11 protein-coding genes are annotated in these 13,083 nt (G+C 68.2%); 7 read left to right on the top strand and 4 right to left on the bottom strand.

The features are described 5' to 3' along the window. Positions 1-19: 19 nt before the first annotated feature. Positions 20-841: an OmpA/MotB family protein gene (locus ACYVO7_RS10580; protein ID WP_460449792.1), complete on the bottom strand. Its 822-nt coding sequence runs from the start codon at positions 839-841 to the stop codon at positions 20-22. A 22-nt stretch (positions 842-863) separates the two neighbouring features. Next, positions 864-1,631, bottom strand: coding sequence for a motility protein A (locus tag ACYVO7_RS10575; RefSeq protein ID WP_460449791.1), 768 nt, complete (start codon positions 1,629-1,631; stop codon positions 864-866). Positions 1,632-1,808: 177 nt separating this feature from the next. Between ACYVO7_RS10575 and ACYVO7_RS10570 the strand changes: the two genes are divergently transcribed. Continuing rightward, on the top strand, positions 1,809-3,596 hold the full coding sequence (locus ACYVO7_RS10570; protein WP_460449790.1) for a glucan ABC transporter ATP-binding protein/ permease: 1,788 nt from the start codon (positions 1,809-1,811) through the stop codon (positions 3,594-3,596). Here the strand turns inward: ACYVO7_RS10570 and ACYVO7_RS10565 are convergent. Next, the gene (locus ACYVO7_RS10565) at positions 3,586-3,741 is read right to left on the bottom strand and encodes a hypothetical protein (RefSeq protein ID WP_460449789.1); all 156 of its coding nucleotides are present in this window, start codon (positions 3,739-3,741) and stop codon (positions 3,586-3,588) included. The two genes, ACYVO7_RS10570 and ACYVO7_RS10565, sit on opposite strands and share 11 nt — an antisense overlap. Before the next feature lie 496 nt (positions 3,742-4,237). Here ACYVO7_RS10565 and ACYVO7_RS10560 point away from each other — a divergent pair, with 496 nt between their 5' ends. Continuing rightward, positions 4,238-4,546, top strand: a complete 309-nt coding sequence (locus tag ACYVO7_RS10560) for a hypothetical protein (RefSeq protein WP_406855516.1) — start codon at positions 4,238-4,240, stop codon at positions 4,544-4,546. A 25-nt stretch (positions 4,547-4,571) separates the two neighbouring features. Here ACYVO7_RS10560 and ACYVO7_RS10555 read toward each other — a convergent pair whose 3' ends face one another. Continuing rightward, on the bottom strand, positions 4,572-5,840 hold the full coding sequence (locus tag ACYVO7_RS10555; protein WP_460449788.1) for a glucarate dehydratase family protein: 1,269 nt from the start codon (positions 5,838-5,840) through the stop codon (positions 4,572-4,574). 195 nt (positions 5,841-6,035) lie between these two features. Here ACYVO7_RS10555 and ACYVO7_RS10550 point away from each other — a divergent pair, with 195 nt between their 5' ends. The 5 genes from ACYVO7_RS10550 (at position 6,036) to ACYVO7_RS10530 (ending at position 12,909) form a co-directional block, all read left to right on the top strand. After that, complete coding sequence (locus tag ACYVO7_RS10550) at positions 6,036-6,890, top strand: aldose 1-epimerase (RefSeq protein WP_460449787.1); 855 nt, start codon at positions 6,036-6,038, stop codon at positions 6,888-6,890. Positions 6,891-6,959: 69 nt separating this feature from the next. Then, positions 6,960-8,915, top strand: a complete 1,956-nt coding sequence (locus tag ACYVO7_RS10545) for an ABC transporter substrate-binding protein (protein ID WP_460449786.1) — start codon at positions 6,960-6,962, stop codon at positions 8,913-8,915. 151 nt (positions 8,916-9,066) lie between these two features. Next, complete coding sequence (locus ACYVO7_RS10540; RefSeq protein ID WP_460449785.1) at positions 9,067-10,053, top strand: ABC transporter permease; 987 nt, start codon at positions 9,067-9,069, stop codon at positions 10,051-10,053. A gap of 4 nt (positions 10,054-10,057) precedes the next feature. Beyond that, the gene (locus ACYVO7_RS10535) at positions 10,058-11,185 is read left to right on the top strand and encodes an ABC transporter permease (protein ID WP_460449784.1); all 1,128 of its coding nucleotides are present in this window, start codon (positions 10,058-10,060) and stop codon (positions 11,183-11,185) included. After that, positions 11,182-12,909 (top strand): ABC transporter ATP-binding protein, encoded by a 1,728-nt coding sequence (locus tag ACYVO7_RS10530; protein WP_460449783.1) that lies wholly within the window; start codon positions 11,182-11,184, stop codon positions 12,907-12,909. Before ACYVO7_RS10535 ends, ACYVO7_RS10530 begins: the two co-directional genes overlap by 4 nt. The last annotated feature ends 174 nt before the right edge of the window (positions 12,910-13,083 follow it).

Below are 13,083 nucleotides of genomic sequence, written 5' to 3'. Positions count from 1 at the left end.
GCCGGCGGGCGCTCTTGCGTCAGAACCGGCCGGCGGGGAGCGGCGGCGCTTCCTTCAGCAGCGTGATGGTGACGCGCCGATTGGCCGGCAGATAGGGGTTGTCCGGGAACATCGGCTCCGTGTCGGCCTTGCCGGCCACGGACGAGAACCGGTTCTCCGGCAGGCCCGATCCCGCCAGGATCTCGCGCACGATCGCGGCCCGGCCGACGGAGAGTTCCCACGCGGTCCAGCCCGGCCGCGATCCGGGCCGCGACGCGGAGGTGTGCCCGCTGATGGCGAGGCGGTTCGGCAGCTTGCGGATGGCGGGCGTGATGGCGGCCAGCACCCGCCGGGTGCGCTCGAAGGGCTCCTTCGAGCCGTCCGGGAACATCGCCCGGCCGTCCTGGTCCACCAGGGACACGTTGAGGCCCTCGCGGGTCTCCTCGATGATGATGTTCTTGGAGACCTCGGTGATCTCGGGCATGTCCTGCAGCGCCTGGCGCAGCGAGGCCGCGGCGAGCGCGAAGGCCCGGTCGAAGGACGTCACCGCGATGCCGTCGTCGGGGCGGTCGAACTGGCTCGGCGCGGTGAAGTCGGAGCCCTGCTCGGGCGGGGCCTGCTTGATGTTCTTCAGGTTGGGCCGCGTCGGGATGCCGTCGGACTCGATCACGCCGGCGAAGCGCGATTCGCGCTGCACGCCGAAGGCGTCGCGCATCGAGCCCGCGACCGCCTGCATCTTCTTTTGGTCCTGGGTCGACATGGCGGTGAGCATGACGAAGAAGCTCATCAGCAGCGCCATCAGGTCCGCGAAGGTGACGAACCACCCGTGACCGCCGCCGTGGGCCGCCTTCTTGCGCGCCATCCCCTCGCCCCCTCGTCGCCCGTCAGGCCGCTTCGGCCAGGTCGTGGCGTGTGTGGTCGGGCAGATAGGCGAGCAGCATCTCGCGCACGATCGTCGGGCTCTTGGCGTCGCGGATCTGCAGGATTCCGTCGATGATGAGCGTCCGGGAGATGTCCTCCTCCTCCAGCTTCAGGTGAAGCTTGTCGGCGATCGGCAGGCACAGCAGGTTGCCGACGAGCGCGCCATAGAGGGTCGCCAGCAGCGAAACCGCCATGAAGGGGCCGAGCTTGGAGGGGTCCTCCATGTTGGCGAACATCTGCACCATGCCGACCAGCGTGCCGATCATGCCCCAGGCCGGCGCGGCGTCGCCGATGTGGCGGTAGATCTTCTGGCCCTCGTCGAGACGCTGCAGGAAGTTGTCGCGGTCGCGCTCCATGGTGTCGCGGATGAAGTCGCGGTCGTAGCCGTCGGCCAGGAACCGGATGCCCTGCGCCAGGAAGACGTCGTCGACCTGGACGTTCTCGAGCGCCATCGGGCCGCTCTTGCGGACGGTGTCGGCGATCTTGGTGATCTCGTCGATGAGGTCGCGCGGATGCATGCTGCGCATCGTGAAGGCGAATTTGATCCCCATCGGGAAGCCGTGCAGCATCGCCGAGAACGGAAAACGGATGATGGTGGCGGCCGTGCAGCCGCCGCCGATCACGATCACGGCGTGGATATCGTAATACAGCGAGAAGCTGCCGCCCATGGCGATCAGCAAGACGACCACCCCGATGCCCAGGGCGAGGCCGACCGCGGTTGCGAAATCCATGACGTGGGGTCCCGACGTTCTGGGCTACAGGCGGGCGCTTCTGCACCCTACACGGGCACCACCCTAGAATTGATCGGCTGAAAGAACGGTTAAGCGTCGCTCAAGCACGGATCCGTTGTTGTCATGTGGGCGTTCAGACTGGAATAAGATCCCTCGTGGAAGACTCCGGGACCCCTGATGCTCACCTTTCGGCTCTATCTTCGCGTGCTGCGGCAACTCGGACCCGAGGCGCGGCTGGGCGTCCTCCTGGCGGTCGCCAATGTGGGGCTGGCCATCGCCCAGTTCGCCGAGCCGCTGCTGTTCGGCCGGATCATCGACCTGCTGTCCCACGCGCAGGCCACCGGGGTGGCGCCGAGCTGGGGCGAGCTCGCGCCGCTGATCTCCGTGTGGGTGCTGTTCGGCCTGTTCACCATCGGGGGCGGGGTGCTGGTGGCGCTGCACGCGGACCGCATCGCGCATCGCCGGCGGCTCGCCGTGATGGCCAACTTCTTCGAGCATGTGCTGACCTTGCCGCTCTCCTTCCACGCCGCGACCCATTCGGGGCGCGTCCTCAAGGTGATGCTGGACGGGGCCGGCGGCATGCAGGGGCTGCTGCTGTCGTTCTTCCGCGAGCATTTCGCGTCCTTCGTGACGCTGGTGGTGCTGCTGCCGCTGAGCCTGTTCATCAACTGGCGCCTGGGCGGGCTGCTGCTGCTGCTCCTGCTCGTCTTCACGCTCCTCACCGCGGGCGTGCTGCGCAAGACCGAGACGATGCAGGGCTCGGTGGAGCGCTACAACTCGTCGCTGGCCGAGCATGCGTCGGACGCGCTCGGCAACGTGCCGGTGATCCAGAGCTTCACCCGCATCGAGCACGAGACGCGGGCGATGCGCAGCCTCACCGACCAGCTGCTGAGCGCGCAGATCCCGGTGCTGTCCTGGTGGGCGGTGGCTGCCGTCGCGACGCGGGCGTCCGCCACGCTGACGATCCTCGGCATCTTCCTGCTCGGCACCTATCTCAACCTGAAGGGCCTTGCGACGGTCGGCCAGATCGTGGCCTTCATGAGCCTCGCCACCATGCTGATCGCCAAGATGGAGCAGGTGGTCACCTTCATCAACACGCTGTTCCTGCAGGTGCCGAAGCTGCGCGAATTCTTCGACGTGCTGGACACGACGCCGGCCGTCCGGGACGCGCCGGGCGCGCCGGACCTCGGCCGGGCGGTGGGCGAGGTGCGGTTCGATTCGGTCAGCTTCTCGTATGACGGCAAGCGTCCCGCCGTGGCGGACGTGTCCTTCTCGGTGCGGCCGGGTGAGACCGTCGCGCTGGTCGGGGCGACCGGCTCGGGCAAGTCCACCACGCTGGCGCTGCTGCACCGCGCCTTCGACCCCCAATCGGGCCGGATCACCATCGACGGACACGACATCCGGAACGTGTCCCTGACCTCGCTTCGGCGCAATATCGGCGTCGTCTTCCAGGAGCCCATGCTGTTTGCGCGGGAGATCGACGAGAACCTGAAGGTCGGCAAGCCCGACGCGACGGACGTGGAGATCCAGCTCGCGCTGGAGCGCGCCCAGGCGTCCGAGTTCATCAAGCGGCTGCCGGCCGGCGTCGACACGATGGTGGGCGAGCGCGGACGGTCGCTGTCCGGCGGCGAACGCCAGCGCATCTCCATCGCCAGGGCGCTCCTCAAGGACCCGCCGATCCTGATCCTGGACGAGGCGACCTCCGCGCTCGACGCGACGACCGAGCAGAAGCTTCAGCTGGCGCTGGAGGAGGTCATGGCGGGGCGGACGACCTTCGTGATCGCGCACAGACTCGCCACGATCCGGTCAGCCGACCGCATCCTGGTCTTCGACCAGGCCCGGATCGTCGAATCCGGCACGTTCGACGAGCTGGTGGCCAAGGGCGGCCGCTTCGCCACGCTGGCCAAGGCGCAGTTCATCGACCAGCCGGTCCGGCCGGCTCAGGACGCCATCGTCACGGGCTGAGGCCGCCGGGCGCCGGATCTTCGGCGCCGCCCCGATAGTCGGGAGGAGCGGGTGGCCGGCGCGGGGCGGCGGGCACGCGGCTGCCCGGGATCCGGGCGATCTGGTCGCCCAGCTCCAGGAGGAGCATGTCGAGGAAGCTCGCCACCAGAGGTTCTCGCTGGGAAGACGCAAGCCGCCTTGCGCTGATGCATAGGGATTGAATGTGCTGCAGGCGCTCGACCTGATTCATGCCGACCTCAAATTCCGGCGTCGCCGGGCGGGCGGTCGGGCTTCGCCAAACCGCGCCGGGCCAGCGGACGTCGGGATGAAACATCCCTTCGGAGCGCTGCAGCCCCTTCCGCCGAAAAGGCCAGGACTGCAGCCCGCAATGACGTGCGCCGCCAACATGGGCCTGCTGCAAGCCCGGCGGGGATCGAGACGCCCCGCCAGAGCGGTCAGCCGAACCTTCGCCAGCCCGAGACAGGCTTTGCGACGCACACCGGCACTTAGCCAGCATTCGCCCCTTTCAGCAAGCGTCACGCTCGCGCCCAAGGTCCGCGGACGCCCTCGCGGGCCGGTGTTATCTTCGCGATCCCGCGCGATGATTGCGCCCGCGGGTGTATTGAGGTGCAATAACCATCACCAGCAACTTGGAGAGGCACGTGCCCCGCTACATCATCCTGGACAACGTCACGGGCTCGATCGTGGCCGACACGCTCGACCTCGACGGTCCGCCCCGCGAGGAGAGCCCCCTCGACGCCGTCCGCCGCTATGACGACCTGACCGTGGAGGGCCAGCGCAGCTACGCCCAGGAGCATCCCAGCGCGGCGCTGAACGACGTGCTCGGCTATCTGGTCTATCTGGCGCCGGACGACTACCCGAAGATCAAGGACGGCGACGACCAGGACGTCATCGACGCCATGATCGCGGCCTGCGAGCCGGCGGCCTTCGTGGAGGTCCGCGAGAGCTGATCGGCGCCGGCGGGCCTTCCCCGCCTCAGAAGCGGGGGCGGGCGGGGTTGAAGGCGGGATCGTATTTGCGCATCTCGGCCGCGTCGTCGCGCTTGCGCAGCCCGCATTCGACATAGTTTCGGTGCAGGCGCGCCAGGGCCGCCCGGTCGAGGCGGACGCCGAGACCCGGCCCCGTCGGCGGCGCCAGGGCGCCGCCCGCGATGGCGAGCTTCCCGCCCTCGATGACCTCGTCGGACTGCCACGGATAGTGGGTGTCGCAGGCGTAGGCCAAGTTGGGGATCGTCACGCCCACATGCGTCATCGCGGCGAGGCTGACCGCCAGATGCGAGTTGGAGTGCATGGAGATCCCGAGGCCGAAGACCCGGCCGATCCAGGCCAGGTGCTGGGTCGCCCGCAGCCCGCCCCAGTAATGGTGGTCGGACAGGATCACCTGGACGGCGTTGAGGCGGATCGTCTCGGGAATGTGCCCGAACGCGATGGTGCACATGTTGGTGGCCAGCGGCATCGGGGCGAAGGCGGCGACCTCGCCCATCTCGTGCAGGCTGTTGACCGGGTCCTCGCAATATTCGAGCAGTCCGTCGAGCCGCGGCATGAGCCGGCGGGTGGTCTCGACCGACCAGCCGCCATTCGGGTCGATGCGCAGCGGATGGCCGGGGAACGCGGCGCGCAGCGCCTCGAGCGCGTCGATCTCGGCGTCCGGCTCGAAGACGCCGGCCTTCAGCTTGATCGAGCCGAAGCCGTACTGGTCGACCATGCGCCGAGCCTCGCCGACCATCTGCTCGGGCGTCAGCACCTCGCCCCAGTCGTCCGAGGGGTCGGGCGCGTCCCTGTGCCGGGCGAATTTGTAGAACAGATAGGCGCTGTAGGGCACGCGGTCGCGCACGGCGCCGCCCAGGATCGCGTGCAGGGGCAAGCCGGCGATCTGGCCCTGGAGATCCAGGAACGCCACCTCGAAAGCCCCGACCGCCGTCGCCCGGGCCTTGTCGCCGGCGGGCGGGAACACGGCGCCCGGGTCGCCGGTCGGCGGCACGGCGCCGTACACGGCCCGGGTCAGGCCGTTCAGGTCGAAAGGGGAGAGGCCGACCAGCGCGGCGCGCACGCGCTCCAGGTCGGCCAGCGTGGCGAGGTCGCCATAGCTTTCGCCCAGCCCGACGAGGCCGTTCTCCAGTTCGACCTCGATGATGCTGCGCAGCGCCCAGGGCTCGTGCACGCCCGCCACGTTGAGGAGCGGCGGATCCCTGAACGCGATCGGGGTGACCCTCACGTCCGCGATGCGATGATCCGCCTTGCCCATGCGCCTTCTCCCCTGAGAGCCGATCCGCCCGCGCCATCAAATCGCATCAACTCCCGCGATTGACAGCGCCGTTCAAATCTGAAATATCAAGATTGAAGGCTGGATCAAGCGTTGCGCGGGACCACAGCTCGACAGGCGCCGGGGAGCGGGAACGACGAAGGGGCGGCAGGGCGGCCCGTCCTGGCCGCGGGCGCGTTGCGCGTCGCGCTTGCGCCGGCGCAGGGCGGCCGCATCGCCGGGTTCTGGCGCGAAAGCGGGAGCGGCCCTGTCGACATCCTGGTTCCGATGGAGGACGCGCCTTTCCCGCCCGAGGTCTGGCCAAAGGCCGGCTGCTATCCGCTGGCCCCTTTCTCCAGCCGCATCCGCGACGGTCGTTTCGTCTTCGGAGGACGGGAGATCCGCCTGCCCGCGCACCCGGCCTGCGCGCCGCACGCGCTGCATGGCTTCTCCCAGCTCCGGCCCTGGAGCCTGGCGCTCTCCGGCCCAGCCGCCGCCGTGATGACCTACACGCATGCGCCGGACGCCTGGCCGTGGGCCTTCACGGCGACCCAGAGGGTGAGCCTCACGCCGGACGGGCTCACGGTCGACCTCGCGATCCGCAATGACGACCCCGGGTCCGCCATGCCGGTCGGTCTCGGGGTGCATCCCTACCTGGCGATCGCGCTGGGCGACCGGATCCGGTTCACGGCGACGCATGAATGGGCGCAGGACGACGCCGGCTGCGCCACCGCCTTGTCGCCGCTGCCGCCCGGGGAGGTCCGGTTTGACCGTCCGCATGGGCCGGAGGGCGTCACCCGCTACCTGTCGGGCTGGGACGGGCGCGCCGAGATCGAGCGCCGGGAGGGCGGCCGGGTCCTGATCGCCGGATCGGGCGCCCTGGACCAGCTCGTGTTCCACACGCCCGCAGGCGGGGCCTATGCGTGCATCGAGCCCGTGAGCCATGTCGCGGACGCCTTCAACCTGGCCGCGCTCAATGTCCCGGCCACAGGGATGCGGACCGCCCGGCCGGGCGAGACGATCAGCGGGAGCATGACGCTTACGCTGGCATGACAAGCCGACCCGTTCGGCCCAAGATCGACGAAACGGCGCAACGACGCCGACCCAGGGAGGAGACGAGACATGACCAGCACGAAGGACGAAGCCGGGCCTCGGCTCGCGCGCCGCACGGTCCTCCAGGGCCTCGCGGGCGCGGCCGCCATGACGGCGCTGCCGGGCGCCGTGCGGGCGCAGGCCGCCGCCAAGGAAGCGCCGGCGCTGGCCAAGCTCGCCGCCGAGGGCAAGCTCGCCCCGCTGGCGCAGCGCCTGCCCGAGAAGCCCATGGTCGTGACGCCGTTCGAGAAGGTCGGCGTCTATGGCGGCTCGTTGCGGCGCGGGTTGCGCGGCAGCGCCGACCACAACGGCATCCTGCGCATGGTCGGCAACCAGGGCCTCGTGCGCTGGAACCTGCAGTTCACCGAGCCGCTGCCCAATGTGGCGGAGCGCTGGGAGGTGAACGCCGACTCCACCGAGTTCACCTTCTTCCTGCGCAAGGGCATGAAGTGGTCGGACGGCAAGCCCTTCACGGCCGACGACATCGTCTTCGCCGTCGAGGACTGCGCCAAGAACTCCGAGCTCTACAAGTCGGTCCCGAGCCCGCTCGTGATCGCCGGCAAGGCGGGCACGGCCACGAAGGTCGACGAGACGACCGTGAAGTTCACCTTCGCGAGCCCCTACGCGCTGTTCCTGGACCTGATGGCGACGCCGCTCGGCCAGCATCCGACGCTGTTCCCCAAGCACTATTGCGGCCAGTTCCACCCCAAGTACAACCCGGCCGTGGCCGACCTCGTGAAGCAGGCCAACGTGTCGGACTGGGGCGCGTTGTTCCGCATCAAGTGCGGCGACATCGAGATCCCGTCGCGCTGGGGCAACCCGGACAAGCCGACCATCGACCCCTGGGTCGTGAAGGAGCCCTACACGGGCGGCGCCACGCGCGTCACCATGGAACGCAATCCCTTCTTCTGGCAGGTCGACACGGAGGGGAACCAGCTCCCCTATATCGACCGGATCTCGTTCTCGATCTCGCAGGACGTGGAGTCGCTGATGCTGGACGCCGTGTCGGGCCGGCTCGACATCCAGGACCGGCACATCGACACGCTGCAGAACAAGCCGACCCTGTCGCAGAACATGAAGAAGGGCGGCTACCGGCTGATCGAGCTCGTCGCCTCCTCGTCGCAGCAGTGCCAGATCTACTTCAACCTCACCCACAAGGACCCGAAGATGCGGGAGATGCTGGGCGCCAAGGAGTTCCGGCAGGCGCTCTCGCTCGGCATGGACCGCAAGGAGATCATCGACATCGTCTATCTCGGCCAGTCCGAGCCCTATCAGGCCGGGCCGCGGCCGGGACACCCCTGGTACAACGAGAAGCTCGCGCGCCAGCACACCGAGTTCGACAAGGCCAAGGCGAACGCCATGCTGGACAAGCTCGGCTACAACAAGAAGGACGCGCAGGGCATGCGCCTGCGCCCCGACGGCCAGAAGGTGTTCTTCGCGGTCGACGTGATCCCGACGCTTTATCCCGACCTCGTGGACGTGCTGGAGCTGGTGAAGCGGCACTGGGCCGACATCGGCGTCGACATGAAGGTCAACACCATCGAGCGCGCGCTCTACTATACGCGCGGCGACAACAACGACCATGACGCCGCCGTGTGGCCGGGGCCGGGCGGGCTCGATCCCATGCTCGACCCGCGCGACTACTTCGCCCAGCACCCGCAGGGATCGCGCTACGCCGTGCCGTGGACGCTCTGGTACGTGTCCGGCGGCAAGGATGGGCAGGAGCCGCCCGAGAGCCAGAAGCAGCGCATGAAGCTGTTCGACGACGCCCGCGCGACGTCCGACCTGAAGAAGCGCGGCGAGATCATGAAGCAGGTCTTTGATCTGGCGGCCGACGCCTTCGAGACCATGGGCGTGTGCCTCGCCGTCAACAACTTCGGCGTCTGCAAGACGAACCTGAAGAACGTGCCGGAGAAGTACCCGAACGCCTGGACCTGGCCGAACCCCGGCCCGGCCCTGCCGCAGCAGTTCTACTTCACGACGTAACACCCTCTCCGTCATCCCCGGCGGCGCGAAGCGCCGGACGGGGATCCAGGGCCGCCGCGCTCACCCCTGGATCCCCTTCCCCTCCGCGGCTTCGCCGCTCCGGCCGGGGATGACGGCGGCGTTATCTGATCGGTCCAGCGAAGGGCCCCCCATGCTGAAATTCATCGCCAAGCGCGTGCTGTGGATGATCCCCTCCTTGGTGGTGATCAGCTTCATGGCCTTCGTGCTCATCCAGCTGCCGCCCGGCGACTACGTGACGACCTATATCGCCACGCTGGCGGCCTCCAACGAGGTCGTGGACCAGAACACGGCCGCCGACCTGCGGGCCCGGTTCGGGCTCGATCAGCCGATGATCGTCCAGTACTGGAAGTGGATCAGCGGCATCCTGCTGCGCGGCGACTTCGGGCTGAGCTTCGAGTGGCAGCAGCCTGTGGGCGACCTGATCTGGGAGCGCATGGCGCTGACCCTGGTGCTGACCTTCGCGACCCTGCTGGCGACCTGGGGGCTGGCCCTGCCGATCGGCATCTTCTCGGCCGTGCGCAAGTACTCGATCGGCGACTACATCGCGACGTTCTTCTCGTTTCTCGGGCTCGCCATCCCGTCGTTTTTGCTGGCGCTGGTGCTCATGTACATCGCCGCCGTGGAGTGGGGGCAGGAGGTCGGCGGGCTCTTTTCCGAGCAGTACCTGAACGCGCCCTGGAGCCTCGCCAAGGTCTGGGACCTCATGGGCCACCTCTGGATCCCGGTGATCATCCTGGCGGTGTCCGGCACCGCGAGCCTGATCCGGGTGATGCGGGCCAACATGCTGGACGAGCTCAACAAGGCCTATGTGACCACGGCGCGGGCGAAGGGCCTCTCCGAGTTCCGGCTCTTGATGAAGTATCCGGTGCGCCTCGCGCTCAACCCGTTCATCTCCACCATCGCGTGGCTGCTTCCCAACCTCGTGTCGGGCTCGATCATCGTCGCCATCGTGCTCAGCCTGCCGACCGCCGGGCCGCTGCTGCTGCAATCGCTCATGAGCCAGGACATGTACCTGGCCGGCGCCTTCATCCTGCTGATCTGCACGCTCACGCTGATCGGCTCCCTGATCAGCGACATCCTGCTCGCGCTGGTCGACCCGCGCATCCGGCTGGAGTAGGCGCATGACGGATGTGACATTCGCCGCCATCGATCAGCGCAAGGTCGCGGTCGCGTCGCAATGGCAACTGGTCTGGTGGGCGTTCAAGCGCCACCGGCTGGCGATGATCGGGCTGTGGGTGACGGCGTTCTTCTACCTGATCGCCATGATGCCGGGCTTTTTCGCCGTGAACGACCCGTCGCAGCAAAACGCGCGGGCCGCCTACCAGCCGCCGCAGGGGCTGCACTTCATCGACACGGCGGCGGACGGGAGCTGGTCCTTCAGACCCTACTTTCATCCGACCACGTTGAAGCGCGACCCGCAGACGCTTGCGGCCGTTCATGTTCCGGACACGAACCGCAAGATCTACGTGACGATGTTCGGCGAGGGGTACGAGTATTCGGTGCTCGGCCTGTTCAGCGCGCGCACGCATTTGTTCGTCTCCTCCGAGGCGCGGCAACCGCTGTTCCTGCTCGGCGCCGACCGGCTCGGCCGGTGCGTGTGGAGCCGCATCATGCAGGGCACGCAGATCTCGCTGTCGGTGGGCCTCGTGGGCGTGTTCCTGTCGCTGCTGCTCGGCATCATCCTGGGCGGCATCTCGGGCTACTATGGCGGGCGGATCGACTTCGTGATCCAGCGGACCATTGAGTTCATCCTGGCCCTGCCGACGATCCCGATCTGGCTCGCCATGGCGGCGGCCTTGCCGCAGGACTGGCCGGCGACGCTCAACTATTTCATGATCACGGTGATCCTCAGCCTCACGGGCTGGGCCCAGCTCGCCCGCGTGGTGCGCGGCCGCTTCCTGAGCCTGCGCACGGAGGAGTTCGTCACGGCCGCGCGGCTCGACGGCGCCTCGGAGGGGCGCATCATCTTCCGGCACATGCTGCCGAGCTTCGCCAGCCACATCATCGCGTCGATCACGCTCGCGATCCCGGCCATGATCCTGGCCGAGACCTCGCTGTCTTTCCTGGGCCTCGGCCTGCAGCCGCCGACTATCTCGTGGGGCGTGCTGCTGCGCGAGGCGCAGAACATCCGCTCCATCGCGACCGCGCCCTGGCTGTTCGCCCCCGGCGTGGCGGTCGTGATCGCCGTGATCGCCCTCAACTTCCTGGGAGACGGACTGCGGGACGCCGCGGATCCGTACAACAAATGACCGTCGTGGACCTGACCATCCGCCGCGTGGACGCGGCTTCCGCGCCACCCCGGGCGGTGCTCGAGGTGCGGGACCTCGTGACGCATTTCCCCACCCGCACCGGCGTCGTGAAGGCGGTCGACGGCGTGTCGTTCACGGTCGAGCGCGGCAAGACGCTGTGCATGGTCGGCGAATCCGGCTCCGGCAAGAGCGTCACGGCGCGGTCCATCCTGCAAATCGTGGACTCGCCCGGCCGCATTGTCGGCGGCTCCATGTTGCTGCATCGGCCGGACGGAAGCTCGGTCGACCTCGCCAACCTGAACCCGCGCGGGCGCGAGATCCGGGCCGTGCGCGGCGCCGAGATCGCCATGATCTTCCAGGAGCCGATGTCGTCGCTCTCGCCCGTCCATACGGTGGGCGACCAGATCATGGAGGTGCTGTTGCTGCACCTCCGGATGTCGAAAAAGGACGCGCGGGCGCGCACCGTGGAGCTTCTGCGGCAGGTCGAGATCCCCAACCCCGACAAGGCGGTGGACCGCTACACCTTCGAGTTCTCGGGCGGCATGCGCCAGCGCGTCATGATCGCGATGGCGCTGGCTTGCAATCCATCCATGCTGATCGCCGACGAGCCGACCACGGCGCTGGACGTCACCACGCAGGCCGAGATCCTCGACCTCATCAAGCGCCTGCAGCAGCAGCACGGCATGGCGGTGATGTTCATCACCCACGACATGGGGGTGGTGGCCGAGATCGCCGACGAGGTGCTGGTGATGCACTACGGCAAGGTCATGGAGGCCGGGCCGGTCGACCAGATCTTCCACGCGCCGCAAAACGACTACACCAAGATGCTGATCGGCTCGGTGCTGAAGCTGGAGCAGAAGGCCGAGATCCGGCTCAAGCGCGCGCCCATCGCCGAGGACGCGCCCTCGGTGATCGAGATCGACAATCTGAAAATGCATTTCGGCCCCGCCGCTGCGCCCATCCGGGCGGTGGACGACGTGTCCCTGCAGGTGAAGGCCGGCGAGACGCTCGGCATCGTGGGCGAGTCCGGCTCGGGCAAGACCACGATGGGCCGCTGCCTGCTGCGCATCTACCAGCCGACCGCGGGCGCGATGCGCTACCGGAAGGCGGACGGAACCGTGGTGGACCTCGTCACGGCCGACAAGGAGACGCTGAAGCTCTGCCGGCGGGAGATCCGGATGATCTTCCAGGACCCGGTGGGGTCGCTGAACCCGCGCATGACGGTGGCGCAGATCATCGGCGAGCCGCTGCTGGTGAACGGGATCGCGCAGGGCAGGGACCTCGACGACCGGGTCTCGGCCCTGATGGAGCAGGTGGGGCTCGAACCGGCCTGGCGCGAGCGCTACCCGCACGCCTTCTCGGGCGGCCAGCGCCAGCGCATCGGCATCGCGCGCGCCATCTCGCTGAACCCGCGCGTGATCGTGGCCGACGAGGCCACGTCGGCGCTCGACGTGTCGCTGCGCTCGCAGATGCTGGACCTGATGATGCGGCTGCAGGACGAGCTGCAGCTCTCCTACGTGTTCATCAGCCACGACATCGGCGTCATCCGCTACATGTGCGACCGCGTCTCGGTGATGTACCAGGGGAGGGTGGTGGAGACCGGCGCCACCGACCAGGTCTGCGACGCGCCCCAGCACGCCTACACGCAGGCGCTCCTCTCCGCCATCCCGCGCCCCGACCCGCGCCTGCGCAGCATGCACAAGCGCCACCGGTACATCGCGTGACGGCGCTTTCTCATAAGCTCCAGCATCCACCAACGCCCCTCATCCTGAGGAGCCATGCGCAGCATGGCGTCTCGAAGGACGAGGGGATCCAGTTAGCTCAGCCATGGTGCGCTCTGGAGTCCCTCGTCCTTCGAGACGCAGGCCCAAGAGGGCCTGCTCCTCAGGATGAGGGGC

The organism is Alsobacter sp. SYSU BS001988 (assembly GCF_054796215.1).
The sequence above is the reverse complement of the archived record's forward strand: the minus strand, read 5'-3'. Positions and strand labels throughout refer to the sequence as shown.

Bases quoted from the DNA above. Each gene is read 5' to 3' on its own strand.
- ACYVO7_RS10580 (WP_460449792.1), bottom strand. From the start codon at position 841: ATGGCGCGCAAGAAGGCGGCCCACGGCGGCGGTCACGGGTGGTTCGTC.
- ACYVO7_RS10575 (WP_460449791.1), bottom strand. From the start codon at position 1,631: ATGGATTTCGCAACCGCGGTCGGCCTCGCCCTGGGCATCGGGGTGGTC.
- ACYVO7_RS10570 (WP_460449790.1), top strand. From the start codon at position 1,809: ATGCTCACCTTTCGGCTCTATCTTCGCGTGCTGCGGCAACTCGGACCC.
- ACYVO7_RS10555 (WP_460449788.1), bottom strand. From the start codon at position 5,840: ATGGGCAAGGCGGATCATCGCATCGCGGACGTGAGGGTCACCCCGATC.
- ACYVO7_RS10545 (WP_460449786.1), top strand. From the start codon at position 6,960: ATGACCAGCACGAAGGACGAAGCCGGGCCTCGGCTCGCGCGCCGCACG.
- ACYVO7_RS10540 (WP_460449785.1), top strand. From the start codon at position 9,067: ATGCTGAAATTCATCGCCAAGCGCGTGCTGTGGATGATCCCCTCCTTG.
- ACYVO7_RS10535 (WP_460449784.1), top strand. From the start codon at position 10,058: ATGACGGATGTGACATTCGCCGCCATCGATCAGCGCAAGGTCGCGGTC.
- ACYVO7_RS10530 (WP_460449783.1), top strand. From the start codon at position 11,182: ATGACCGTCGTGGACCTGACCATCCGCCGCGTGGACGCGGCTTCCGCG.